Consider the following 22,670-nt stretch of genomic DNA (forward strand, 5'->3'; position numbering starts at 1 on the left):
GCCGAACATGAGCCAACAGCTATACATTCATGCATGACTTCGAAGAACATCGGCTGGGAGCTCTACCGCTCTTTTCTCGCCGTGCTGCGCGAAGGCTCGCTCTCGGGCGCGGCGCGCGCGCTCGGCATCACCCAGCCGACCGCGGGGCGCCATGTCGCGGCGCTGGAGGAAGCGCTGGGCGTGGTGCTCTTCACGCGCTCGCAGGTGGGCTTGATGCCGACCGAAGTGGCACTGGCGCTGCAGGGCCACGCCGAGGCCATGGAGAGCACCGCGGCCTCGCTGGCGCGCGCCGCCACGAGCCAGGGCGAAGGCGTGCGGGGCGTGGTGCGGGTGTCCGCCAGCGAAGTGATCGGCGTCGAGGTGCTGCCGCCCATCGTCGCCCGGCTGCGCGAACAGCACCCGGCCTTGAAGGTGGAACTGGTGGCCACCAACCGTGTGCAAGACCTGCTGCGGCGCGAAGCCGACATTGCCGTGCGCATGATGCGGCCAAGGCAGGAGCAGCTGGTGGCGCGACGCATCGGGCAGATCGAACTCGGCTTTCATGCGCACAAGGACTACCTGGCCCGCCACGGAACGCCGCGCAAGCTCGAAGAACTGGCAGCGCATTCGGTCATCGGCTACGACCAGCCTTCGGCCTTCGTTCGCAATGCGGGCAAGTCGCTGAAGGGGTTCAACCGCGAAACTTTTTCGCTGCGTACCGACAACGACCTGGCGCAGCTCGCGCTGATCCGCGCCGGCGCGGGCATCGGCATTTGCCAGGTCGGGCTCGCCCTGCGCAACGAGGCGCTGGTGCGCCTGGTGCCGCGGACCTTCTCGCTGAAGCTCGAAACCTGGGTCACCATGCACGAGGACCTGCGCAACAGCCCGCGCTGCCGCGCCGCCTTCGATGCCTTGGTCGATGGCCTGCGGCAATACATCGGCTCCCAGGCGCAGGCGAAAATGGGCCGCGCACGAACACAAGCATCCGAATGACAGAAGCTACAGACTCCACCGACTCCGACACCCTCCCCTTGCAGGAACCCCGCCTCTGGCGCGACGGCCAATGGACCGCGCGTGTCATCAAGAACGAGGAAGACGACGGCTGGGCCGTCGAGATGACCCGCCACGGCGACCCCGAGCCGGCGCTGGTCGGCCCCTGGACCATGGGCCGCGACAAGAAGAACCCGAAGCCGCTCGACGGGCCCGCCTTTTCCACGCTGGTGAAGACCGCCGCCGAGGTCATTCGCCGCCACGAGCAGCAGCTGCACGCCACGCTCAACAAGAGCGTGACCGTCACTGCGCAGGGCGACCGGCGCATTCGCGTGGCCCTGAGCATCGTGCCCGACGAGGACAACCCCTCGGCCACGCTGACGGCTTATGACGATGCCGACGACTCGGAACTCGCCAGCGTCAACGCATCGCCCGCCTTCAGGCTCACCGCCACCAGCGCCAGCGCCTGGATCGAATCCGGCTATGCACGGCCCCGCTGAACGCGCCCCGCAATCAGCGAAATGACGTATGTGCAGCCCGCGCTGAGTTGAGAACAATCGGCTCCGACGACACGAACCCGCTCCTGCACCAGAGACGCAAAGCCCGAATCGGTTCAACACCGGCTCGGGCTTTTTTTTGTTCTCTTTTCTCAACCACCCTTCAGGAGCAGCGTCATGAGACATGGTGATATTTCGAGCAGCAGCGATGGCGTCGGCGTCGCGGTCGTCAACTACAAGATGCCCCGCCTGCACACCAAGGCCGAGGTGCTGGACAACGCCCGCAAGATCGGCGAGATGCTGGTCGGCATGAAGAAGGGCCTGCCGGGCATGGATCTGGTGATCTTTCCGGAATATTCCACGCACGGGATCATGTACGACGCGAAGGAGATGTACGACACCGCCGCCACCGTGCCCGGCGAGGAGACCGCGATCTTTGCCGATGCCTGCCGCCGCGCCAACGTGTGGGGCGTGTTCTCGCTGACCGGCGAGCGCCACGAGGCGCATCCGGACAAGGCGCCCTACAACACGCTGATTCTCATGAACAACCAGGGCGAGATCGTCCAGAAGTACCGCAAGATCATGCCGTGGACGCCGATCGAAGGCTGGTACCCGGGCGACCGCACCTACGTGAGCGACGGGCCCAAGGGCATGAAGATCAGCCTCATCATCTGCGACGACGGCAACTACCCCGAGATCTGGCGCGACTGCACGATGCGCGGCGCCGAGCTGATCATCCGCTGCCAGGGCTACATGTACCCGGCCAAGGAGCAGCAGATCCTGGTGTCGAAGGCCATGGCCTTCATGAACAACACCTACGTGGCGGTGGCCAACGCGGCGGGCTTCGACGGCGTGTATTCGTACTTCGGGCATTCGGCCCTCATCGGTTTCGACGGCCGCACGCTGGGCGAATGCGGCGAGGAAGAAATGGGCATCAACTACGCCGAGCTCTCCATGAGCCTGATCCGCGATGCACGCAAGAACGGCCAGTCGCAGAACCACCTCTTCAAGCTGATGCACCGCGGCTACACCGGCATCATCAACTCCGGCGACGGCGACAAGGGCGTGGCGGCCTGCCCCTACGACTTCTACACGCAGTGGATCAACGACCCCGAGGGCACGCGCAGGAAGGTGGAGTCGATCACGCGCAGCACCATCGGCACGGCCGAATGCCCGATCGAGGGCATTCCGAACGGGACCGCCCAGGGCTGAAATCAGAGCTGGCGAAACGTCGTCAACACCTGCAGCACGCTTTGCGTGGCGCCATCGAGCATGGCTCGCTGGCGGTGCGCGATGCCCAGGCGTCGCGTGAGCCTGGGCGCGATCGGCAGGATCTGCATGCGCTCGTTCAGCGCCGCATCGGTGGTCTGCTGCATCGGCAGCAGCGCCGCGCCGTAACCGGCCGCCACCAGGCTGCGGATGGCTGCGTCGTAGTTGAGTTCGATGCGCGCACGCGGCGCGAAGCCGGCCGCCGCGAACCACTCCATCGAGAGCCGGTACATGTGTGTGGTGGCGTCGTTGAAGATCAGCGGCTGCGCCGCGAGCCACGCCGGCGTGACGCGCCGGGGCGCTTTCCAGCGCTGCGGCACGAAGGCCATCATGGCCTGGTCGCGCCACGGCGTGACGACGATGTCGCGCTGCGGCGGCTGCGGCATGGCCACCAGGCCGATGTCGAGCGTGCCAGCGGCCAGCCGCGCCATCGCCTCGTACGAGCCGAGGATGCTCACCTCCACGTCGATGCCCGAATGCCGGACGCCCAGCGCTTCGAGCACTTGCGGCAGCAGGTCGACCACCACGCCGGTGGAAGTGCCGAGCCGCACGCGGCCGGTGCGGCCTTCGGCCTGGCGCTTGACCGCCTCGACGGCATCGTCCGTATCGCGCAGCAGCTTGCGCCCGCGCTCGACCAGCGCCGCGCCGGCTGCCGTGGGCGTGACGCGGCGGCTGCCGCGCAGCACCAGCGGCGCGCCCAGCCGCGATTCGAGTTCGCTGATGTGCAGGCTCACGGTCGGCTGCGCGAGATGCAGCGCCTTGGCCGCCGCCGAGAAGGTGCCCAGATCCGCGATGGCGATGAGCGTGCGCAGTTGGTCGAGGTTGAGCTGTCGCATCAGGAATGCTGATTGAAGGTGTCAGGAATCTCAACTTCCACAATAGCATGCATCGCCGCAAGATGAGCGCTCCCCCACAAGGAGACCACCGTGACAGCGCCGACGCACTCGCCCTTTCATCAACGCCTGATGCATGCCCTGCGCAGCTGGCGCCGCCGCGCCGCGGAGCGCCGCCGCAGCCGCGCGGACTCGCTGCAGCTGGCCGGCATGAGCGACCACGAGCTGCGCGACCTGGGCATCGGCCGCAGCCAGGTGCAGGGCTTGATGGATCTGAAGAAAACGGCTCGCCCGGTCGGCCATCGCGCCGGAATTTGAGGTTCAATCCGGGGCGTGCCCAAGCCCGCTACGCCCACCCCGCTTTCCCTCGAACTCACCTCACCGCAATCGGTCAACGGCCAGCGCGCGGCGTTCCAGTCGCTCTGGCTGCTCGTACGCATGAAGCACGCGCACGACGCCGAAGGCGGCCTCGTGCGGCTCGCCGACCTGCGCGGCGAAGTCTCCGATGCGAGCACGCTGCGCATGGTCGTGAGCCGCGCGTTCCGCGACTTCAAGGCCTGGAACATCGAGGTCGGCTGGGGCGAGGACACGCAACGCGAGCCGCGCTTTCTCAACGCCGAGCGGCGCAGCCAGGGCCCCTTCTGGCTGCCGGCGGCCGAAGCGAAGCGCGTGCGCATGCTGGTGGGTGGCCGCGCGGCCACGGCCAGCGAGGTGGCTTCTTTCCTGGGGCTGCGCTCGCGCCGGGCGCGTGCGGCAGAACCCGGCTCTCCGCCGCCGCCCGATGCGGTGCACCTGCAGGACGCCGCCTTCTGGAAGCAGCTGGTCGCCTCGCAGCAGGCGGCGCGGCAAGGCAGGCTCATGGCGCCGGTGGCGGGTGGCAGCGCGACCGGGTCGTCGGCCAGCGCGCTCGAATCGATCCGCCTCGCCGGCACCCTGGCCGCCACCGACTTTCAACGCGCGCTGGTCACGCTCAACGAGGCCATGCTGTGGCGCCGCCTCGGCGACAACGAGCAGGCGCGGCGGCGGCTGCAGGCCCTGAAGAAGCAACGCCTCGCCCACCACGTGGCGGGCAACGACTACCTGGGCGCGATGGAATGCATCGTCTCGGCCTGGTGCGCCTACACCGCGCGCGACCTGCCGCTCGCGCAGTCCCTCCTTGCCGGCATGGGCGAGGATGCGGCGCGCGCACTGGTGCTGCGGCATCACCCCGACGTGCGCTTCGAATGGTGCAACCTCTGGGCGCTGGTGTGCCGCTCGCGCGCACTCGGCCTTTCCGCCGACGACAAACAGACGGCGGCCGCGCTCGCCGAAGAATCGCTGCAGCGCTTCGGCGAGGCCCTGGCCGCCGCCTTCGAATCGCACTCCTTCGACGCGGCACAGCACGTGGCCGCCAACATGGGCATGGCCGCCTGGCTGTTCGACCGCGTGGGCCTCTCGGACCTGCCAGCGCTCGCGCACGACGGGCACGCCGACACCACGCGCCGCGCCGTGCAGTGGATCGCCTTCAGTGAATGGCTCTGCGGCCACGCCGACGGCCAGGGCCGTTCGGCCTGGAATGCGATCTACCTGATGCGCATCGCGCGCGGCCAATGCCGGCCCGAGAAGCAACCCACGCTCGCGCAGTTCCGCACGCAGAAGCCGCTGGACCCGGCGGCAATCTCCAGGCTCGCCGGCCCGCTCGCCGATGCCTTCGATGCCGCGCATTGGCCCGCCCGCTGGGTCGACGTCGCGCAGGCGCGGCTGGCCGACCACCAGGCCGGCCGGCGGCGCTACCCCGGCCTGCAGCATTGCAGCCTGCTGTTCGAGCACGCCTGGTATGCGGCGCATGCGGGCGACCTGAAGGCAGCCGAGCAGTCGCTGGGATCGCTGCGCGAGGCATTGCCCCAGCTGGTGCCGAGCGACCGCGCCTATTTCACCGAATCGTGGAACGACACCTTGCCGGCGGAACTGGTGCTCGAAGCCAAGCCGCCGCGGCGGCCGGCCGCGCGCAAGAAGGCCGTGCCCCGGCCCGGTTGATCACCGGGCCGTCGGCGCCCCCGTCGACTTGCGCACCACCAGCTCGGGCCGCAGCACCACGGTCGATGCCGACATCGCCTGTCCGTCGATCTCCTGGAACAGCATCTCCGCCGCGCGCCAGCCGAGTTCGCGGTGCGGCAGGCGGATGGTGGTGAGCGGCGGATCGACCATGTCGACCAGCGGCATGTCGTTGTGGCCGGTGATGGAAATGTCCTTCGGCACGCGCAGGCCGGCCTGGCGCAGCGCGTCGTAGGCGCCGAGCGCCACGAGGTCGTTGCAGCACACCACCGCTTGCGGCGCGGCGCCGGCTTCGAGCATCTGCTGCATCGCCACCGCGCCGGCCTCGCGGCTGTAGCTCGCGCACTCGACCACGCGGCAAGGCTTCATGCGGTGGTCGCGCAGTGCCTGCTCCACGCCCAGGCGCCGGCCCACGCCGGTGGGAATGTTCTGCGGACCCGCGAGGTGCGCGATGCGCTTGTGGCCCAGGCTCACGAGATGGTCGACCGCGAGCTTCATCGCAAGCCGGTCATCGCTCACCACGGCGGGCAGGCGGCCGGTTTCGTCGGCGCGGTTGACCAGCACCGCGGTCATGCCGGCCTTGGTGACGAAATCGACCAGCGGGTCGTCGCGCGTGGCCGTGGCCAGGATCACACCGTCGACGCGCTGTGCCAGCATGCGTTCGAGCACGGGCCGAGCGAGCGCAGGGTCGACCACGTTGGTGACGAACACGAAGTACCCGCGCGCCGCCGCGCTGGCCTCGATGCCCTGCAGGATGGGCGGGAACACCGCATTCGTGATGTCGGGCACCAGCACGCCGATGGTGTGGGTGCGTCCGGTGCGCAAGGCCGAGGCCGCGCGGTTGGGCCGGTAGCCCAGGCGCTGCGCCGCCTCCTCCACCACGCGCAGCACCTCGTCGCTGATCAATGAGCGCTTTTCCGGGCTGAGCGCGCGCGACACGGTCGACACATGCACACCGGCGGCGCGCGCAACGTCGCGGATGGTGACGGGAGAAGAAGGCGGGCTGGTGCTCATGGACTGATTGGTGCAAACGATTGTCGTTCAGGCGGAATGCCGGAGCGGCTTTTCTCCATTGCCGGCCATCCGAACAGGGTCATTTTACTTTTCCGCGTTTTGGACTAAGATCATGCAAACGATTGCAAAGACTTTCCATGAACATCGCCACCTCTCCTGATTCGGTGCTGGGTTTCGCACTCGAGGCCATGGCACGCACAGCCGACCCGCGATTGCGCACCGTGATGGATGCACTCACCCGCCACCTGCATGCCTTCGTCCAGGAGGTGAAGCTCACCGAGGAAGAGTTCGAGCAGGCGCTCGAATTCATCGTCGCCATCGGCCAGGCCACGGGCGAGAAGAAGAACGAGGTGGTGCTGGCGGCCGACATCCTCGGCGTGTCCACGGTGGTGGCGCTGCAGAACAACCAGGACCCGCACGGCGAATCGCCGGCCGCGCTGCTCGGGCCTTTCTGGCGCGCCAACTCGCCGGCCTGCGCGCAGGGCGACAACATCGCGCGCTCGGGCACGCCGGGCGCTCCGCTCGCGGTATCGGGCACGGTGCGCAACGCGCGGGGCGAACCGATCGCGGGCGCCACGGTCGACGTGTGGCAGGCCTCGCCCATCGGCCTCTATGAAAACCAGGACCCGGCGCAGGAAGACATGAACCTGCGCGGGCGCTTCACGACCGACGCCGAAGGGCGCTTCCGCTTTCGCAGCGTGCGGCCGGCCGGCTACCCGGTGCCGACAGACGGGCCGTGCGGCGTGCTGCTGCGCGCGCAGCAACGCCACCCCAACCGGCCCGCGCACCTGCACTTCATGGTGAGCAAGCCGGGCCACAAGGTGCTGGTCACGCAGGTGTTCGCCGATGACGACGAGAACCTGGAAAGCGATCCGACTTTCGGCGTGACGCGGCGGCTGATCGGCCGCTTCGCGCTGGCGCCGGATGGCAAGACCGCCACGCTGCAGTACGACTTCCGGCTCGAACCCGGCGAGATGAAGTTCCCACGCCCCCCTATCCCCTGAACCCACTCTTCCATCCCATGAGCTTCGATCCTGTTTCCCGACTCGACGGCAAGGTGGCCGTCATCACCGGCGGCCTCGGCGCCATCGGCTACGCGACGGCCGTGCGGCTCGCCGCGCTTGGCGCCACCTGCGTGTTGCTGCATCGCAAGGGCGACGATGCGGCCGCGCGCGCCGCGGCCCTGCCCCGTGCCAATGGGCAGCGCCACACGGCGATTCGCGCCGACATCGTCGATACGCCGAGCCTGCAGGCCGCGGCCGCCGAGGTGAAAGCCACGCACGGCCGCTGCGACATCCTGGTCAACAGCGCGGGGCATACGCAACCCATTCCCGCCGGCGACCTCGACGCACTGACGGACGAGCTCATCGACGAGCTGCTGCGCGCCAACTTCCGCGGCGTGTTCGCCACCATCCGCGCGTTCGCGCCGATGCTGAAGCAAAGCGGCGACGGCCTCGTTGCCAACATCTCGTCGATCGCGGGCTTCACCGGCGTGGGCAGCAACCTCGCGTACGTCGCGGCCAAGGCCGGGCTCGACGTGGTGGGCGATGCGCTGGCCAAGGCGCTGGCGCCGGCCGTGCGCGTGGTGTCGGTGTCGCCGGGCGCGGTCGAGTCGGCCTTCGTGCCAGGCCGCGGCGCCGAGTTTGCCAACAAGATGGCGAGCACCACACCGCTCGGGCGCATCGGCAAGCCCGACGACGTGGCTGCCACGGTCGAGGCGCTGGCGACGACGATGCGCTTCGTCACCGGCACGCGCATCGTGGTGGATGGAGGGCGTCACCTGTGAACGCCAAGACCCTCATCACCTGCGCCGTCACGGGCAACCTCGTGAAGCCCGAGCAGACACCGCACCTGCCGATCACGCCGGTGCAGATCGCCGACGAATGCCTGGCCGCTGCGGAGGCCGGCGCGGGGCAGGTGCACATCCACGTGCGCCATCCCGAAACCGGCAAGCCATCGATGGAAGTGGAGCTCTACCGCGAGGTGGTCGACCGCATCCGCCGCGAGAACCGCGAGCTGGTCATCAATCTCACGACCGGGCCCGGCGGGCGCTTCATTCCCAGCGAAGACGATCCGAAGATCGCCGCGCCCGGCACCACGCTGCTGCCGCCCGAGAAGCGCGTGGAACACATCGCGCTCATTAAGCCCGACGTGTGTTCGCTCGATCTCAACACCATGAATTCGGGCCCCGACGTGGTGATGAACACGCCGAAGAACGTGCGCCGCATGGCAAAGGTGATCCGCGAGGCGGGCGTGAAGCCCGAGCTGGAGATCTTCGATTCGGGCGACATCAACCTCGCGCTCGACCTGATCGGCGACGGCACGCTCGACGGACCCGCGATGTGGACCTTCGTTCTCGGCGTGAAGTACGGCTTCGCGCCCACACCCGAAACGCTACTCTATGCCCGCAACATGCTGCCGCGCGGTGCCTTCTGGAGCGCCTTCGGCATCGGCCGCATGGAGTTTCCGATCGTCGCGCAGGCGTGGCTTCTGGGCGGCCATGTGCGCGTGGGCATGGAAGACAACATCTACCTCGAGAAGGGCGTGCTCGCCGAAAGCAATGCGCAGCTCGTGGCGAAGGCGCGCGACATCCTGCGGAGCCTGGGCGGCGAGATCGCCAATCCGCGCGAGGCGCGCGCGATGCTGGGCCTGCCCGGTGCGCAGGTTGCGCAGGGAGCCGCACGATGAGCATCGCAGCCATGCACACAACCTACACATCGCGCGCCCTGCGCGTGAACGAAAAGGCCGCCAACCTCGACGCGCTGCAACTCGAAGCCGCACCGCAGCCGGAACCCACAGCGCCCCCCGGTCACGCCGTGGTGCGCGTCGCCGCCGCCGCGGTGAACCCGAGCGACGTGAAGGCCACGCTGGGCATCATGCCGCAGGCCGTGTGGCCGCGCACCCCGGGGCGCGACTTCGCGGGCACCGTGGTGAGTGGGCCCAGCGAATGGATCGGCCGCGAGGTCTACGGATCGGGCGGCGACATCGGCATCACGCGCGACGGTTCGCATGCGCGCTACCTCGTGCTTCCCGAAGCAGCGCTGCGTGCCAAGCCCCAGGGCATCTCGATGGACGAAGCCGGCGCGGTGGGCGTTCCCTTCGTCACCGCGTACGAAGGCTTCCGGCGCAGCGGCATGCCGCAGGCCGGGCAGACCGTGCTGGTGCTCGGCGCCAACGGCAAGGTCGGCCAGGCGGCGGTGCAGCTCGCCTCGCAGGCCGGTGCGCGCGTGATCGCGGTGCAGCGCCGTACCGGACCCTTCGAAGGCTTCGCGAGCGGGCCGGTCGACGTGATCGACGCACGCCACCACGCCGACGTGGGTGCGCAGGTGCGCGAGCTCACCGGAGGGCGCGGCGCGCACATCGTCTACAACACCGTGGGCAGCGCCTACTTCGAAGCCGCCAACAAGGCGATGGCCAAGGGCGCGACGCAGATCTTCATCGCCACGCACGAACGCGCGGTGCCCTTCGACATCTTCGCGTTCTACCGCGGCATGCACACCTTCGTGGGCATCGACTCGCTCGCGATGGATTGCGTGGCCTCCACCGCGCAGCTCGACGCGATGCGCGAGGGCTTCGAGCGCGGCACGCTGAAACCCTTTCCGGTCGCGCGGCACTTCACGCTCGACGAAGCCATGGACGCCTACCGGCTCGTGCTCTCCGGCAGCACCGACCGCGTCGTGCTGCGGCCCTGACCCCCCCGAAGAGGAACACCCCCATGCACGTGACCCGTTTCAGCGAAGCGCCGCACTACGAAGCGCCCAACCATTTCGACATGCGCTGCCTGCGCCTGCAGGGCAAGGAAGCCGGGCCCTCGACGCAGATGTGGATGGGCATGAGCCAGATCCTGCCCGGTGGCCACACGGGCCTCGACGGCTCGCCGATGGAAAAGCTCTACCTCGTGCTCGAAGGCCAGCTCCACGTGGTCGGCGAACTTGACGGCGCGCACCAGGAAGAAGTGCTCGGCCCCTACGACAGCTGCCGCTTCGCGCCCGGCGAAAAGCGCCAGCTGGAAAACCGCGGCAACCGGCCGGTGCTGGTGGCGCTGGTGATGCCGAACACGCCACCAGGCTAGCACCCTCTTTCCAGTCATTCATCGCTCACCCCAACAAATCAACGGAGACAAGACGCATGAAGAAGACATTCAAACCGAGCCGCCGGCAGGCGCTCGCGATGGCCGCAGCGCTCGCGGCCTGCACGCTCGGCGGCGCACATGCGCAGGGCACATGGCCGGGCACGCAACCCATCAAGCTGGTCGTGCCCTTCACCGCAGGCAGCGGCACCGACATCGTCGCGCGGCTGGTGGCCGAGAAGCTCGGGCCCGTGCTGGGCACCAGCGTGGTGGTCGACAACAAGCCCGGCGCGGGCGGCACGCTCGGCGCGGCCATCACGGCCAAGGCGCCCGCCGACGGCTACACGCTGCTGGTGCATTCGGCGGGGCACCTCGTGAATCCGTGGATCTACAAGGGCCTGTCGTACGACACCCTCAAGGACTTCACCGGCATCACGCCGATGGCGAGCCTGCCCAACGTGCTGGTCACCGCGCCTTCGCGCTTCGCAAACGTGCAAGACCTCGTCGCCAAGGCCAAGGCCAAGCCGGGCAGCTTCAACTACGGTTCCGCGGGCAACGGCTCGGCCACGCACATGAACGCCGAGGTGTTCCGCCTCGCGGCCGGGCTCGATGCGCAGCACGTGCCCTTCCGCGGCACGCCCGAGGCCATGACCGAAGTGATGGCCGGGCGCGTGGACTGGTTCTTCGCGCCGATGGTGTCGGCGCTGCCGCTCATCAAGAGCGGCAAGCTGCAGGCGCTGGCGGTCGGCACGGCCAAGCGCTCACCGGCCCTGCCCGAGGCACCCACCACCGTGGAAGCCGGCGTGCCGGGTTCCGAGTATCTGTTCTGGGTCGGGCTCTTCGCACCCGCGAAAACGCCGCAGCCGGTGGTGGACCGCCTGCAGGCCGAGGTCGCGAAGATCATGGCCTCGCCCGAACTCAAGGAGCGCCTCGACAAGCTGGGCGCCGAGCCCTTCACCATGCCCTCGGCGCAGTTCAACAAGTTCATCGCAGACGAAACGGCCAAGGCACAGCAGGTGGTCAGGGCAGCCAGCATCAAGGTGGATTGAACATGCTGCGCACCTTCCTGGCGATGGCTGCGGCCACCGCATTGCTGCTGCCGATCGGCGCGCAGGCACAGCCGGCCGACCTCATCGTCACCAACGCGAAGATCGCGACGCTCGACGCCGCCTCGACCACCGCGCAGGCACTCGCCGTGCGCGAAGGCCGCATCGTGGCCGTCGGCGGTGCTGGCGAGATGCGCGCGTTCTCGGGCCCGGCCACGCGCACAGTGGATGCCGGCGGGCGCACCCTGATTCCCGGGCTTATCGACTCGCACATGCACGCGGTGCGCGCGGCGCTGAGCTACTCGACCGAGGTCAACTGGATCGGCGCCGGCACCATCGCCGAAGCCATGGCGCGCATCCGCACCGCGGCCGCGCGTGCACGGCCCGGCGGGTGGCTCATCGTGGCGGGCGGCTGGACCGAGCAGCAGTTCGCCGAGCGCCGCCGTCCCACCATGGCCGAGCTGCAGGAGGCCGCGCCGGAGCACCCGGTGTACGTGCAGCTGTTCTACGAAGCGGTAGTGATGACACCGAAGGCGCTCGAGGCACTCGGCGTTCCAGCGGGCACGCTGCCGGCCGGCATGAAGCCCGCGGCCGATGGCGCGCCGGGCTGGATGACGGGCGACATCGTCGGGATCTCGGCCCTGTTCGACAAGCTGCCCAAGCCGACATACGCCGACAACGTGGCCGGCACGCGCGCCTTCTTCAGCGAGCTCAACCGCCTCGGCATCACCGGCCTGATGGACCCGGGCGGCTTCAGCATCGCGCCTTCGCAGTACGCGGCGCTGTTCGAGCTGTGGCGCGAAAAGGCACTGACGCTGCGCGTGGCCTACAGCGTGTTCGCGCAGAAGCCCGGCGCCGAGCTGCAGGAATTTCGCGAGCTGACGCAGATGCTGCCGATGGGCTTCGGCGACGACATGCTGAAGTTCAACGGTCTCGGCGAGCGCGTGACGCTCGCGATGTACAACAACAATTTTCCCGACGCGGCGGCGAAGGAGAAGTTCTACGAGCTGATCAAGTGGGCGGCGACGCGCAAGCTCGCGGTCACCATCCACTGGCAGGAGAACGGCTCGGTCGATCACCTGCTCGGACTCTACGAGCGGCTGAATGCCGAGGTGCCGATCCGCGACTTGCGCTGGTCGATCGCGCACCTCGACGATGCTTCGCCCGAAACGTTGGCGCGCATGAAGGCGCTGGGCATCGGCTGGACGATGCAGGACGCGATGTACTTCCAGGGCGACCGCGCGCTCACGGTGCGCGGCGAGGCCGCACGCCGCATGCCGCCCATCGGCACCGCCCTGCGCACGGGCGTGAACATGGGCGCGGGCACCGATGCGCACCGCGTGGCTTCGTACAACCCCTTTGTCGCGCTGCAATGGATGCTCGACGGCAAGACCGTCAGCGGCAAGGCCATGCGCGGCCCCGAGGAAACGCCCACGCGCGAACAGGCACTGCGGCTCTACACGGCGGGCAGCGCGTGGTTCAGCTTCGACGAGGCAAAGCGCGGCACGCTCGAAGTCGGCAAGCTCGCGGACTTCGCGATCCTCGACCAGGACTTCTTCGCGGTGCCGGTGGAACGCATCGGCAGGACGGTGTCTTTGATGACGGTGGTGGGTGGTCGCGTGGTCTATGCCGCGCGGCCCTTCGATGCGGTGGGCGCCTCGGTCGCGGTGGCACCATAGGATTGAGCGAGCGCTTGCCGCACGCGCTCGCGCAGCACCGGCAGCACATCGTTTCCGAACCACGGATGGTGCTTGAACCAGCCGGTGTTGCGCGGCGACGGGTGCGGCAGCGGAATGAAGCGCGGCGCGTACTCCACAAAGGCCTCGACGGTTTCGGTCACGCCGGCCTTGCGCGCCGCGCCCAGGAATTGGCGCTGCGCGTACTGGCCGATCAGCAAGGTCAGCTCGACGCGCTTCATCTGCGCGAGCAGGCGCGCATGCCACAGCTCGGCACATTCCCTGCGCGGCGGCAGGTCGCCGCTGCTGCCTCGGCCCGGGTAGCAGTAGCCCATCGGCATGATCGCGAACTGCGTGGCGTCGTAGAACACCTCGCGCTCGATGCCGAGCCAGCGGCGCAACTGCTCGCCGCTCTTGTCGTCCCACGGCACGCCGGTGGCGTGCACCGTCAGGCTGGGCGCCTGGCCGACGATGAGCAGACGCGCGCTGGCGCTGGCCTGCACGACCGGCCGGGGACCGAGCGGCAGGTGCGCGGCGCAGGCTCGGCAACCGCGGATTTCCGCAAGCAGCGCGTCCATGGCACCGGCGGCGCGCGCTATTCGGCGAACGGGCGGAAGAAGGCGTCGAGGTCCGCGCCCGCAGCGGCGCCCGCGAAGCCATCGAAGCGCCCCTGCTCGGCGAGCGCACGCGCGGCGCGGTCGAAGCCGCCCCAGGCCGCGCGTGCGAGCGCGCCGCCCACGCTGACGCGCCGCACGCCGAGCGCTGCAATGTCCTGCATGGTGAGCTCGCTGGCCCAGCCGATCAGCAGGTTGACCGGCTTGGGCGCCACCGCCGCGACCACCGCCGCGATCTGCTCGCGCGTGCGGATGCCCGGCGCGTAGAGGCAGTCGGCACCGGCCTCGGCATAGGCCTTGAGGCGCGCGATGGCGTCGTCGAGGTCGGGCCGGCCGACGAAGAAATTTTCTGCACGGCCCACCAGCAGCGTGTCGCCGCCGGCCGCGTCGATGGCGCCGCGGGCCGCGCGAAGCCGTTCGACCGCGACATCGATCTCGAAGAGCGGATTCGCCGGATTGCCGGTCGAGTCCTCGATCGACAGGCCGGCCACGCCGGTGTCGATGGCGAGCCGCACGCTCTCGGCCACTTCCTGCGGCCCGGCCCCGAAGCCGTTCTCGAAGTCTGCGTTCACGGGCAGGTCGGTGGCCGCCACGATGTCGCGCAGGTGGGCGAGCACGACGTCGCGCGATTGGGCGCCGTCGGACAGGCCCTGCGACCACGCATGGCCCGAGCTCGTGGTCGCCAGCGCCTTGAAGCCCAGGCCCTGCAGGTAGCGCGCGCTGCCCGTGTCCCAGGGGTTGGGAATGACGAAGCAGCCCTGCTCGTGGAGGGCGCGGAAGTCAGCGCGCTTCTGCGCGATGGTGCGGGTCATGAGGCCTCATCTTTCTTTCTTGCGTGCGAAGGATGGGTTTTAACGCAACGACGCGGACATTGCGCGCCCGCCCCTTTCGGTGTTCTGATCGACCCCCATGTCCTACGTCATCCTGCTGTTCATCCATCTTCTCGCCGCCGCCTTCTGGGTCGGCGGCATGGCCACCCTGCACTTCGCGGTGCGCCCCGCCGCGGTCGCCACGCTGGAGCCGCCGCTGCGCCTGCCCACGATGGCGGCAGCGCTGCGGCGCTTCTTTGTCGGCGTGGATGCGGCGGTCACGCTGCTGTTCGTGACCGGCGTGTCCATGATTCTGCTCGCGGGCGGCTTCCGCACGGTGCACTGGCGCGTCGAGGCCATGATGAGCATCGCCATCGTGATGGCGGGCATCTACGTGTACATCCGCGCCTCGGTGTTCAGGGCGCTGCGGCGCGCGGTGGACGAGAGCGCATGGCCCGTCGCGGCCGGGCGGCTCGACCTGATCCGCAAGCTGGTGAGCCTGAATCTCGCGCTCGGCGTGGCGGTGTTCGCCGTGGCGATCCTGGGGCGCGCCGGCTAGAAGCTGCTGCCGGCCGGCCCTTTCAGCTCCACACCGTTGCCGTCGGGGTCGCTGATGTAGATCGAAGGCCCGTTGCCCTCGGCACCGAAGTTGTTCTGCACCTCGCCGTTCACCGGCACGCCATGCCGCGCCATCAGCGCGCGGATAGCCCCTTCGTCGAACGGCTCGATGCGCAGGCACAGGTGATCGACGTTGCGGCCTTCCTTGCCCGCAAGTGCACCGCCTTGCCGGCCGAGCGGGCCGTCCGCGGTGACGAGGTCGATGAGGTTCGAGCCGGCACGCAGATGGACAAGCCCCAGGTCGTCGCGGCGCTTCTCCACTTCGCAGCCCAGCACGTCGCGATAGAAGGCGATGGCGCGCTCCACGTCCTTCACGCGCAGCACGACATGGTCGATGCGCAGCACCGAGAACGGTGGACGCATCGGGCCGGTCATGGCTGCCCTTCCCTCTTCTTCAGACCACGCCCGCCGAGCGCAGGGCGTCGAAACGTGCAGCGTCGATGCCGAACTCGGCCAGCACTTCGCGCGTGTGCTGCCCGAGCGCCGGCGGCGCATGGCGCAGCACGGGCGGCGTGGCCGTGAGGCGCAGCGGGCTCGCCACGCCGGTGATGCTTTCGATGCCGTCGCCCGCATGGCGCGGCAGCGTGACGGCCAGGCCGCGCGACTTGACCTGCGCGTCGTCGAAGGCCTGCGCGATGTCGTTGATCGGGCCGCAGGGCACCGCCTTGTCTTCGAGCAGCGTGACCCAGTCGGCAGTGGTGCGCGTGCGCGTGAGTTCTTCCATCATCGGAATGAGCACGCCGCGGTGCTTCACGCGCAGCGTGTTGGTGGCAAAGCGCGCATCGGCTGCCCACTCCGCGTGGCCAGCCGCTTCGCAGAAGCGCGCGAACTGGCCGTTGTTGCCGATGGCCAGCAGCATCGAGCCGTCCAGCGTCGGAAAGTCCTGGTACGGCGCAAGGCTCGGGTGCGTGTTGCCCTGTCGCTCGGGCGCCTTGCCGGTGTTGAGAAAGGCGCTGGCCTGGTTGGCGAGGATGGCCATGCCTACGTCGAGCAGCGCCATGTCGATGTGCTGGCCTTCGCCCGTGCGGTCCCGCACCTGCAGCGCCGCGAGGATCGCGGTGCTGGCATAGACGCCGGTGAAAAGGTCGGTGAGCGCCACGCCCACGCGCAGCGGGCCGCCGCCGGGCACGTCGTCGGGGCGGCCGGTGATGCTCATCATGCCGGTCATGGCCTGGATCATCAGGTCGTAGCCGGCGCGCTCTGCGTAGGGGCCGTCGTGGCCGAAGCCGGTCACGCTGCAGTAGATGAGCCGCGGGTTGGCCGCGCGCAGGGCCTCGTGGTCGAGGCCGTATTGCTTGAGGCCGCCGGTCTTGAAGTTCTCCACCACGATGTCGCTCTGCGCGGCCATCTGCTTGAGCAAGGCTTGCCCATCGGGCGTGGCCATGTCGACCGTGACCGAGCGCTTGTTGCGGTTGCACGCGGTGAAGTAGCTGGCCTGGTCGGTGTCGTTGCCGTCCGCATCCTTGATGAACGGCGGGCCCCAGGTGCGCGTGTCGTCGCCGACACCGGGGCGCTCGATCTTGATGACGTCGGCACCCAGGTCCGCGAGGATCTGCGTGCACCACGGACCCGCGAGCACGCGGGACAGATCGAGGACCTTGATGCCGTCGAGTGCTGCGGGCTTGGCTGTCATGCGTTCGTTCAGTTGGCGAAGGCGGCGATGCCGGTGATGGCACGGCCGAGGATCAGCGCATGGATGTCGTGCGTGCCTTCGTAGGTGTTCACCACTTCGAGGTTCACCAGGTGGCGCGCCACGCCGAACTCGTCGCTGATGCCGTTGCCGCCCATCATGTCGCGCGCCAGGCGGGCGATGTCGAGGGCCTTGCCGCAGTTGTTGCGCTTCATGATCGAGGTGATCTCGACCGAGGCCGTGCCTTCGTCCTTCATGCGGCCCAGGCGCAGGCTGCCTTGCAGGCCCAGCGTGATCTCGGTCTGCATGTCGGCCAGCTTCTTTTGAATAAGCTGGTTGGCGGCGAGCGGGCGGCCGAACTGCTTGCGGTCCAGCGTGTACTGGCGGGCGCGGTGCCAGCAGTCTTCGGCGGCGCCGATCGCGCCCCACGAGATGCCGTAGCGCGCGCTGTTGAGGCAGGTGAAGGGCCCCTTCAGGCCCTGCACTTCGGGGAACGCGTTTTCCTCGGGGCAGAACACGCCGTCCATCACGATTTCGCCGGTGATGCTGGCGCGCAGGCCGACCTTGCCGTGAATGGCGGGGGCGGAGAGGCCCTTCATGCCCTTCTCGAGCACGAAGCCGCGGATCGGCCCCACGGTGCCGCTTTCGCTGACTTCCTTGGCCCAGACCACGAACACGTCGGCGATGGGCGAGTTGCTGATCCACATCTTGGCGCCGCTGAGCGAGTAGCCGCCCGGCACCTTCTTGGCGCGCGTGACCATGCTGCCAGGATCGGAGCCGTGGTCGGGTTCGGTCAGGCCGAAGCAGCCGATCCATTCACCGGTGGCGAGCTTGGGCAGGTACTTCTGCTTTTGCGCCTCGGTGCCGAATTCGAAGATGGGCACCATCACGAGCGAGCTCTGCACGCTGGCCATCGAGCGGTAGCCCGAATCCACGCGCTCGACTTCGCGCGCGATCAGGCCGTAGGCCACGTAGTTGAGGCCGGGGCCGCCGTACTGCTCCGGAATGGTCGGGCCGAGCAGGCCGAGCGCGCCCATTTCGCGAAAGATGGCGGGGTCGGTCTCGCCGCTGCGGAAGCCTTCGATGACGCGGGGCGCGAGGCGCTCCTGGCAGTAGGCATTGGCCGCGTCGCGAATCATGCGTTCTTCGTCGGTCAGTTGCTGGTCGAGAAGAAGGGGGTCGTCCCAGTGGAATTGCGCTTTGGCGGCCATGTGCTGTCTCCGGAATTGGGGGAAAAAGGAAAAGGAGGGGGAATAGGTCGATCCTAGCCATGCGGGGGGCCGGGCGCAAACGATGAATCCTCACCCAGATATGCGCTCGACGCACATCTTGCACCGGCATGGAAAGACGTTTCCATTGGTAGCGGCACTTCTCCAGTCATACACTACCGGCATACATGCGCCGAAAGATCCCGCCCCTGCAGACCCTCGTGTGCTTCGACGCCGCCGCGCGCCATGAGAGCTACACCCGCGCCGCGCAGGAACTCGCGCTCACGCAAAGCGCGGTGTCGCGCCAGATCGGCACGCTCGAAGCCTTCCTGGGCGTGGCGCTGTTCCGCCGCACCCGCCACGGCGTGGCGCTCACGGCCAGCGGCGCGGCCTACGCGCGGCAGATCACCAAGCGGCTCGAAGCCATGGAGCGCGACACGCTCGACGCCATGGCTCACCAGGGCGAAGGCGGCTCGCTCTCGCTGGCGGCCGTGCCTACCTTTGCCACGCGCTGGCTGATGCCGCGCCTGAAGGGCTTTGCGGCCTTGCAGCCCGACGTGGTGGTGCACATCGAGACGCGCACGCGGCCTTTTCTCTTTGCCGATGCGGAATTCGACGCCGCGCTGTACGCCGGCACACCCGCGCAGGTCGAGAACTGGGCCGGCACGCGTGCGCTGCTGCTGATGCACGAGGACGTGGTGCCGGTGTGCAGCCCCTCGCTGTTGCCGCGCGGCAAGGCCGTGGCGCCCGCGGCCATCGCGCAGATGCCGCTGCTGCAACAGAGCACGCGGCCCGACGGCTGGCGCCAGTGGTTCGATGCGCAGCAGATCGATGCGCCCAATGCGCGCGGCGGGCCACGCTACGAGCTGTTTTCCATCCTGGCCGCGGCCGCATCGCACGGCCTGGGCGTGGCGCTGATGCCGACCATGCTGGTGGCCGACGAACTCGCGCGCGGCGAACTGGTGGTGGCCTGCGCGCGGCCGCTGTCGGGCGAGCGCAACTACTACCTCGTGACGCCCGAGCGCGCCGACCAGCGTCCACTGCTGAAGTTCTTCAGCGACTGGCTGCTGGGCGAGGCACGGCGTGGCTCGCCCTGAGAAGCTGCCGATATGATCGGACCGCAACGCCTCGCGGACCGTCTTCCGCCTCTCACACCATGCTGAACAACCTCGCTCCCTTTCTCGTGCACTGGGCCATCACCGCGCTGTCGCTGTGGGTGGCCAGCCTGATCTTTCGCGGCATCAAGTTCGAAAGCACTTCGGCGCTCGTGATCTCGGCCCTGCTGCTGGGCCTGGCCAATGCCATCGTCAAGCCGCTCCTGATCGTGCTCACGCTGCCGCTGACGCTGCTGACCCTCGGTCTCTTCCTGCTGGTGATCAACGCGCTGATGATCATGCTGGTGGCCGCGATGGTGCGCGGGTTCAAGCTCTCGGGCTTCTGGACGGCGTTCTTCGCGAGCATCTTCATCTCGCTCCTGAGCATCGGGATCGACTCGCTGGTGAACAGCGGCGACCCGGCCACGACGATCCAGATGCCGACGGGCAGCGGCAAGTGGCTGTAGCGCTGCACCCATGTCCGGAAACAGCGAGCGCCAGGGCCGCGCCCACAGCACACTGCCGGCATGCCAACCCTCTCTCCCGAAGCATCCGTTGCCGCCCTCGACTGGCCCCGCATTGAAACCGACCTTGCGACGCGCGGCTCTGCAACCACGGGCGTGCTCTTCAGCCCGAAGGAATGCAGCGCGCTGGCGGCGCTCTATGACGAACCGGGCCATTTCCGCAGCCGCGTGGTGATGCAGCGGCACGGCTTCGGGCAAGGCGAGTACCAGTACTTTGCCAGCCCGCTGCCGCCGGTCGTGGCCTCATGGCGCGGCGCGCTGTACGAGCGCCTGGCGCCACTGGCCAACGCTTGGGCCGCCGCAATGGGCCAGGCCGCCGACTATCCGGCGGACCATGCCGACTACCTCGCGCGCTGCCATGCGGCGGGGCAACTGCGCCCCACGCCGCTGCTGCTGCGCTACGGCGAGGGCGACTACAACTGCCTGCATCAGGACCTGTACGGCGACCTGCAGTTTCCGCTGCAGCTCACGGTGCTGCTGAGCCGGCCGGGCGAAGATTTCACCGGCGGCGAGTTCGTGCTCACCGAGCAGCGGCCGCGCATGCAGTCACGCGCCGAGGTGGTGGCGCTCGCGCAGGGCGAGGCGGTGATCTTCGCGGTCAACCAGCGGCCGGTGGCGGGCACGCGCGGCAGCTATCGCGTGACGATGCGCCATGGCGTGAGCCGCGTGCGCTCGGGGCGTCGCCATACGCTGGGCATCATCTTCCACGACGCGCGCTAGGCGCTAGGGCTTCACGACGCCGCGCGCCGCGCCGCAAATTCCACGTACCAGCCGAGCGAAGCGGGGTTGGCCATGGCCTCGCGGTTGACCACCTTCTCGAGCGGCTGGCCCAGCAGCAGCTTCTTGATCGGCAGCTCCTGCTTCTTGCCCGAGAGCGTGCGCGGAATCTCGTCCACCTGGAAGATGTCGTTGGGCAGGAAGCGCGGCGAGAGCGAGGTCTTGATGGCGCCGTTGATCTTCGCGCGCATGGCGTCGTCCAGCGCCACGCCGGGGCGCAGCACCACGAACAGCGGCATGTAGCTTTCGCGGCCGAGGTATTCGAGGTCGACCACCATCGAGTCGAGCACTTCAGGCAAGGCCTCCACGGCGCTGTAGATCTCGCTGGTGCCCATGCGCAGGCCCTGGCGGTTGATGGTGGCGTCGCTGCGGCCGTAGATGATGCAGCCGCCGTCTTCGCCGATCTTGATCCAGTCGCCGTGGCGCCAGATGCCGGGGTAGGTGTCGAAGTAGCTCGACAGGTAGCGCGCATTGCCTTCGTCGCCCCAGAAGTACAGCGGCATCGAGGGAATGGGCCGCGTGCAGACCAGCTCGCCCACTTCGCCGATGACGGGTTGGCCGTTTTCGTTCCATGCCTCGACCGCGTGGCCGATCTGCCGGCACTGCATCTGGCCGGGCACCTCGGGCAGCTCGCGGTTGCCGCCCACGAAGGCGCCGCAAAAATCCGTGCCTCCTGAAATATTGCACCACCACACCTCGCTGGCGCCGGCTGCCCGCAGCTGCGCCGTGCCCCAGCGCTGTACGTCTTCGGACAGCGGCGAGCCGGTGCTGCCGAGCGCGCGCACGCGTGACAGGTCGCCGCATTCGGACGCCACCACGCCGGCCTTCATGCAGTTGGTGAAGTAGGCCGCGCCGGCGCCGAAGAAGGTGATGCGGTGCTTGGCGGCGAAGCGCCACAGCACGGCCCAGTCGGGCTTCTCCTTGCTGCCGGCCGGATGGCCGTCGTAGATGACGATGGTGGTGCCGAAGGCCAGGCCCGAGAGCTGGCAGTTCCACATGACCCAGCCGGTCGAGCTGTACCAGTGAAAGCGCTCGCCGAAGTTGTTGGCGCCGTAGCTCGCACCGACGTCGTTGTGCAGGCCGCAGGCATACATCGTCATGATGATGCCGCCCTGCCCGTGCACGATGGGCTTGGGCAGGCCGGTGGTGCCGCTCGAATAGACGATCCAGATCGGGTGGTCGAAGGGCAGCCATTCGGGTTCGAAGGCCGCCACCTCGGCGTCATCGCGTGCCATGGCCTCGTGCCAGTCGGCATCGGCGGCGAGCTGTTGCGCGGCATGCGGCGTGCGCAGCAGCAGCAGCTTCTGCACGCTGGGCAGCGCGCCGCGCAGTTCCTGCACCACGGCGCTGCGGTCGATGGGCTTGGCGCCGTAGTGCACGCCGTCGGCGGCGATCAGCAGCTTGGGTTCGATCTGGCGGAAGCGGTCGACCACCGCGGCGGTGCCCATGTCGGGCGCGCACACGCTCCACACGGCGCCGATGCTCGAGCACGCGAGGAACGCCACCATGGTCTCGGGCACGTTGGGCATGTAGGCCGCCACGCGGTCTCCACGCTGCACACCCAGCGAACGCAGCGTGAGCGCGACCGAGGCCACCTGGCGGCGCAGCTCGGGCCAGGACATCTCGCGCACTTCGCCCAGCTCGTTGTCGCTCACGATGGCGGGCATGCCGGCCGCATGGGCTGCATCGGCGTGGCGCAGCACCTCGCGTGCGTAATTGACCTGCGCACCCGGAAACCACCTGGCGCCGGGCATGTGCGCATCGGCCAGCACCGCCGTGTGCGGCGTGGGCGAGCGCATGCCGACGTAGTCCCAGATGCTCTGCCAGAAAGCGTCGAGATCGGTCACGGACCAGCGCCACAGCGCGTCGTAGGTGTCGAAGGAGAGGCCGCGCTTGTCGCGCAGCCAATCCTGGTAGAGGCGGATCTGAGGGGTGTTGGGAGCGGACATGGTTCGAGCGTAATGCCGCGCCACGCGGCGCTCAATCGGG

At 68.7% G+C, this 22,670-nt stretch carries 24 protein-coding genes; 16 read left to right on the forward strand and 8 right to left on the reverse strand.

Going from position 1 to position 22,670, the window contains the following annotated elements; all coding sequences use genetic code 11:
• Positions 1–33: 33 nt before the first annotated feature.
• The 3 genes from ACAM55_RS23785 to ACAM55_RS23795 all read left to right on the forward strand — a co-directional run bounded on the left by ACAM55_RS23785 (position 34) and on the right by ACAM55_RS23795 (position 2,678).
• Complete coding sequence (locus tag ACAM55_RS23785; RefSeq protein WP_369653881.1) at positions 34–972, forward strand: LysR family transcriptional regulator; 939 nt, start codon at positions 34–36, stop codon at positions 970–972.
• Positions 969–1,469 (forward strand): hypothetical protein, encoded by a 501-nt coding sequence (locus ACAM55_RS23790; RefSeq protein ID WP_369653882.1) that lies wholly within the window; start codon positions 969–971, stop codon positions 1,467–1,469. The genes ACAM55_RS23785 and ACAM55_RS23790 overlap by 4 nt, the downstream gene beginning before the upstream one ends.
• A 174-nt stretch (positions 1,470–1,643) precedes the next feature.
• The gene (locus ACAM55_RS23795; protein WP_369653883.1) at positions 1,644–2,678 is read left to right on the forward strand and encodes an aliphatic amidase; all 1,035 of its coding nucleotides are present in this window, start codon (positions 1,644–1,646) and stop codon (positions 2,676–2,678) included.
• Between the two features lie 2 nt (positions 2,679–2,680).
• Here the strand turns inward: ACAM55_RS23795 and ACAM55_RS23800 are convergent, their stop codons facing one another.
• Positions 2,681–3,571 carry a LysR family transcriptional regulator gene (locus tag ACAM55_RS23800; protein ID WP_369653884.1) on the reverse strand — a complete coding sequence of 297 codons (891 nt, stop codon included), beginning with the start codon at positions 3,569–3,571 and terminating at the stop codon, positions 2,681–2,683.
• Positions 3,572–3,661: 90 nt separating this feature from the next.
• Here ACAM55_RS23800 and ACAM55_RS23805 point away from each other — a divergent pair, with 90 nt between their 5' ends.
• A complete protein-coding gene (locus tag ACAM55_RS23805; protein ID WP_369653885.1) occupies positions 3,662–3,886 on the forward strand; it encodes a DUF1127 domain-containing protein in 225 nt (74 codons plus the stop codon).
• Positions 3,887–3,901: 15 nt separating this feature from the next.
• Positions 3,902–5,584, forward strand: coding sequence for a hypothetical protein (locus tag ACAM55_RS23810; protein WP_369653886.1), 1,683 nt, complete (start codon positions 3,902–3,904; stop codon positions 5,582–5,584).
• On the opposite strand, the gene ACAM55_RS23815 is transcribed toward ACAM55_RS23810, so the two are convergent.
• Entirely contained in the window at positions 5,585–6,616 is a 1,032-nt protein-coding gene (locus ACAM55_RS23815) for a LacI family DNA-binding transcriptional regulator (protein ID WP_369653887.1), read from the reverse strand.
• Positions 6,617–6,753: 137 nt separating this feature from the next.
• Between ACAM55_RS23815 and ACAM55_RS23820 the strand changes: the two genes are divergently transcribed.
• From ACAM55_RS23820 to ACAM55_RS23850, 7 genes are read left to right on the forward strand one after another with little or no spacing between them, the layout of a single operon-like run.
• Complete coding sequence (locus tag ACAM55_RS23820; protein ID WP_369653888.1) at positions 6,754–7,620, forward strand: dioxygenase; 867 nt, start codon at positions 6,754–6,756, stop codon at positions 7,618–7,620.
• Positions 7,621–7,637: 17 nt separating this feature from the next.
• On the forward strand, positions 7,638–8,402 hold the full coding sequence (locus ACAM55_RS23825; RefSeq protein ID WP_369653889.1) for an SDR family NAD(P)-dependent oxidoreductase: 765 nt from the start codon (positions 7,638–7,640) through the stop codon (positions 8,400–8,402).
• The gene (locus ACAM55_RS23830) at positions 8,399–9,304 is read left to right on the forward strand and encodes a 3-keto-5-aminohexanoate cleavage protein (RefSeq protein ID WP_369653890.1); all 906 of its coding nucleotides are present in this window, start codon (positions 8,399–8,401) and stop codon (positions 9,302–9,304) included. Before ACAM55_RS23825 ends, ACAM55_RS23830 begins: the two co-directional genes overlap by 4 nt.
• Positions 9,301–10,308, forward strand: a complete 1,008-nt coding sequence (locus ACAM55_RS23835; RefSeq protein ID WP_369653891.1) for a zinc-binding alcohol dehydrogenase family protein — start codon at positions 9,301–9,303, stop codon at positions 10,306–10,308. The genes ACAM55_RS23830 and ACAM55_RS23835 overlap by 4 nt, the downstream gene beginning before the upstream one ends.
• A 23-nt stretch (positions 10,309–10,331) precedes the next feature.
• Positions 10,332–10,688 carry a cupin domain-containing protein gene (locus tag ACAM55_RS23840; protein WP_369653892.1) on the forward strand — a complete coding sequence of 119 codons (357 nt, stop codon included), beginning with the start codon at positions 10,332–10,334 and terminating at the stop codon, positions 10,686–10,688.
• Between the two features lie 56 nt (positions 10,689–10,744).
• A complete protein-coding gene (locus ACAM55_RS23845) occupies positions 10,745–11,734 on the forward strand; it encodes a Bug family tripartite tricarboxylate transporter substrate binding protein (RefSeq protein WP_369653893.1) in 990 nt (329 codons plus the stop codon).
• A 2-nt stretch (positions 11,735–11,736) separates the two neighbouring features.
• Complete coding sequence (locus tag ACAM55_RS23850) at positions 11,737–13,410, forward strand: amidohydrolase (RefSeq protein WP_369653894.1); 1,674 nt, start codon at positions 11,737–11,739, stop codon at positions 13,408–13,410.
• Here ACAM55_RS23850 and ACAM55_RS23855 read toward each other — a convergent pair.
• Positions 13,356–13,985 carry a uracil-DNA glycosylase family protein gene (locus ACAM55_RS23855; RefSeq protein ID WP_369653895.1) on the reverse strand — a complete coding sequence of 210 codons (630 nt, stop codon included), beginning with the start codon at positions 13,983–13,985 and terminating at the stop codon, positions 13,356–13,358. The genes ACAM55_RS23850 and ACAM55_RS23855 overlap by 55 nt on opposite strands.
• A gap of 17 nt (positions 13,986–14,002) precedes the next feature.
• Positions 14,003–14,833 (reverse strand): oxaloacetate decarboxylase, encoded by an 831-nt coding sequence (locus ACAM55_RS23860; protein WP_369653896.1) that lies wholly within the window; start codon positions 14,831–14,833, stop codon positions 14,003–14,005.
• Positions 14,834–14,930: 97 nt separating this feature from the next.
• Between ACAM55_RS23860 and ACAM55_RS23865 the strand changes: the two genes are divergently transcribed.
• Positions 14,931–15,389: a hypothetical protein gene (locus tag ACAM55_RS23865; RefSeq protein ID WP_369653897.1), complete on the forward strand. Its 459-nt coding sequence runs from the start codon at positions 14,931–14,933 to the stop codon at positions 15,387–15,389.
• Here ACAM55_RS23865 and ACAM55_RS23870 read toward each other — a convergent pair.
• The 3 genes from ACAM55_RS23870 to ACAM55_RS23880 are packed head-to-tail and all read right to left on the reverse strand — an operon-like array spanning position 15,386 to position 18,289.
• Positions 15,386–15,823 carry a VOC family protein gene (locus tag ACAM55_RS23870; protein ID WP_369653898.1) on the reverse strand — a complete coding sequence of 146 codons (438 nt, stop codon included), beginning with the start codon at positions 15,821–15,823 and terminating at the stop codon, positions 15,386–15,388. The genes ACAM55_RS23865 and ACAM55_RS23870 overlap by 4 nt on opposite strands.
• A gap of 19 nt (positions 15,824–15,842) precedes the next feature.
• Positions 15,843–17,081, reverse strand: a complete 1,239-nt coding sequence (locus ACAM55_RS23875; protein WP_369653899.1) for a CaiB/BaiF CoA transferase family protein — start codon at positions 17,079–17,081, stop codon at positions 15,843–15,845.
• 8 nt (positions 17,082–17,089) lie between these two features.
• The gene (locus ACAM55_RS23880) at positions 17,090–18,289 is read right to left on the reverse strand and encodes an acyl-CoA dehydrogenase (RefSeq protein ID WP_369653900.1); all 1,200 of its coding nucleotides are present in this window, start codon (positions 18,287–18,289) and stop codon (positions 17,090–17,092) included.
• A gap of 185 nt (positions 18,290–18,474) precedes the next feature.
• Here ACAM55_RS23880 and ACAM55_RS23885 point away from each other — a divergent pair, with 185 nt between their 5' ends.
• Genes ACAM55_RS23885 through ACAM55_RS23895 form a run of 3 tightly spaced genes read left to right on the forward strand, consistent with a single transcriptional unit; the run spans position 18,475 to position 20,624 of the window.
• The gene (locus ACAM55_RS23885) at positions 18,475–19,383 is read left to right on the forward strand and encodes a LysR substrate-binding domain-containing protein (protein WP_369653901.1); all 909 of its coding nucleotides are present in this window, start codon (positions 18,475–18,477) and stop codon (positions 19,381–19,383) included.
• 59 nt (positions 19,384–19,442) lie between these two features.
• Entirely contained in the window at positions 19,443–19,847 is a 405-nt protein-coding gene (locus ACAM55_RS23890) for a phage holin family protein (protein ID WP_055807015.1), read from the forward strand.
• 60 nt (positions 19,848–19,907) lie between these two features.
• Positions 19,908–20,624: a 2OG-Fe(II) oxygenase gene (locus tag ACAM55_RS23895; RefSeq protein ID WP_369653902.1), complete on the forward strand. Its 717-nt coding sequence runs from the start codon at positions 19,908–19,910 to the stop codon at positions 20,622–20,624.
• Positions 20,625–20,635: 11 nt separating this feature from the next.
• Here ACAM55_RS23895 and ACAM55_RS23900 read toward each other — a convergent pair whose 3' ends face one another.
• Positions 20,636–22,630, reverse strand: a complete 1,995-nt coding sequence (locus tag ACAM55_RS23900) for an acetoacetate--CoA ligase (RefSeq protein ID WP_369653903.1) — start codon at positions 22,628–22,630, stop codon at positions 20,636–20,638.
• Between the last annotated feature and the right edge of the window lie 40 nt (positions 22,631–22,670).

It is taken from the genome of Variovorax sp. V213 (assembly GCF_041154455.1).
Lineage (GTDB): Bacteria > Pseudomonadota > Gammaproteobacteria > Burkholderiales > Burkholderiaceae_C > Variovorax.

What these genes read in the sequence shown, in the direction of transcription:
- ACAM55_RS23800 (WP_369653884.1), bottom strand. Translation starts at nt 3,571, where the DNA reads ATGCGACAGCTCAACCTCGACCAACTGCGCACGCTCATCGCCATCGCG.
- ACAM55_RS23900 (WP_369653903.1), bottom strand. Translation starts at nt 22,630, where the DNA reads ATGTCCGCTCCCAACACCCCTCAGATCCGCCTCTACCAGGATTGGCTG.
- ACAM55_RS23855 (WP_369653895.1), bottom strand. Translation starts at nt 13,985, where the DNA reads ATGGACGCGCTGCTTGCGGAAATCCGCGGTTGCCGAGCCTGCGCCGCG.
- ACAM55_RS23880 (WP_369653900.1), bottom strand. Translation starts at nt 18,289, where the DNA reads ATGGCCGCCAAAGCGCAATTCCACTGGGACGACCCCCTTCTTCTCGAC.
- ACAM55_RS23895 (WP_369653902.1), top strand. Translation starts at nt 19,908, where the DNA reads ATGCCAACCCTCTCTCCCGAAGCATCCGTTGCCGCCCTCGACTGGCCC.
- ACAM55_RS23840 (WP_369653892.1), top strand. Translation starts at nt 10,332, where the DNA reads ATGCACGTGACCCGTTTCAGCGAAGCGCCGCACTACGAAGCGCCCAAC.
- ACAM55_RS23885 (WP_369653901.1), top strand. Translation starts at nt 18,475, where the DNA reads ATGCGCCGAAAGATCCCGCCCCTGCAGACCCTCGTGTGCTTCGACGCC.
- ACAM55_RS23890 (WP_055807015.1), top strand. Translation starts at nt 19,443, where the DNA reads ATGCTGAACAACCTCGCTCCCTTTCTCGTGCACTGGGCCATCACCGCG.
- ACAM55_RS23785 (WP_369653881.1), top strand. Translation starts at nt 34, where the DNA reads ATGACTTCGAAGAACATCGGCTGGGAGCTCTACCGCTCTTTTCTCGCC.
- ACAM55_RS23875 (WP_369653899.1), bottom strand. Translation starts at nt 17,081, where the DNA reads ATGACAGCCAAGCCCGCAGCACTCGACGGCATCAAGGTCCTCGATCTG.
- ACAM55_RS23860 (WP_369653896.1), bottom strand. Translation starts at nt 14,833, where the DNA reads ATGACCCGCACCATCGCGCAGAAGCGCGCTGACTTCCGCGCCCTCCAC.
- ACAM55_RS23865 (WP_369653897.1), top strand. Translation starts at nt 14,931, where the DNA reads ATGTCCTACGTCATCCTGCTGTTCATCCATCTTCTCGCCGCCGCCTTC.
- ACAM55_RS23845 (WP_369653893.1), top strand. Translation starts at nt 10,745, where the DNA reads ATGAAGAAGACATTCAAACCGAGCCGCCGGCAGGCGCTCGCGATGGCC.
- ACAM55_RS23820 (WP_369653888.1), top strand. Translation starts at nt 6,754, where the DNA reads ATGAACATCGCCACCTCTCCTGATTCGGTGCTGGGTTTCGCACTCGAG.
- ACAM55_RS23850 (WP_369653894.1), top strand. Translation starts at nt 11,737, where the DNA reads ATGCTGCGCACCTTCCTGGCGATGGCTGCGGCCACCGCATTGCTGCTG.
- ACAM55_RS23825 (WP_369653889.1), top strand. Translation starts at nt 7,638, where the DNA reads ATGAGCTTCGATCCTGTTTCCCGACTCGACGGCAAGGTGGCCGTCATC.
- ACAM55_RS23815 (WP_369653887.1), bottom strand. Translation starts at nt 6,616, where the DNA reads ATGAGCACCAGCCCGCCTTCTTCTCCCGTCACCATCCGCGACGTTGCG.
- ACAM55_RS23835 (WP_369653891.1), top strand. Translation starts at nt 9,301, where the DNA reads ATGAGCATCGCAGCCATGCACACAACCTACACATCGCGCGCCCTGCGC.
- ACAM55_RS23790 (WP_369653882.1), top strand. Translation starts at nt 969, where the DNA reads ATGACAGAAGCTACAGACTCCACCGACTCCGACACCCTCCCCTTGCAG.
- ACAM55_RS23795 (WP_369653883.1), top strand. Translation starts at nt 1,644, where the DNA reads ATGAGACATGGTGATATTTCGAGCAGCAGCGATGGCGTCGGCGTCGCG.
- ACAM55_RS23870 (WP_369653898.1), bottom strand. Translation starts at nt 15,823, where the DNA reads ATGACCGGCCCGATGCGTCCACCGTTCTCGGTGCTGCGCATCGACCAT.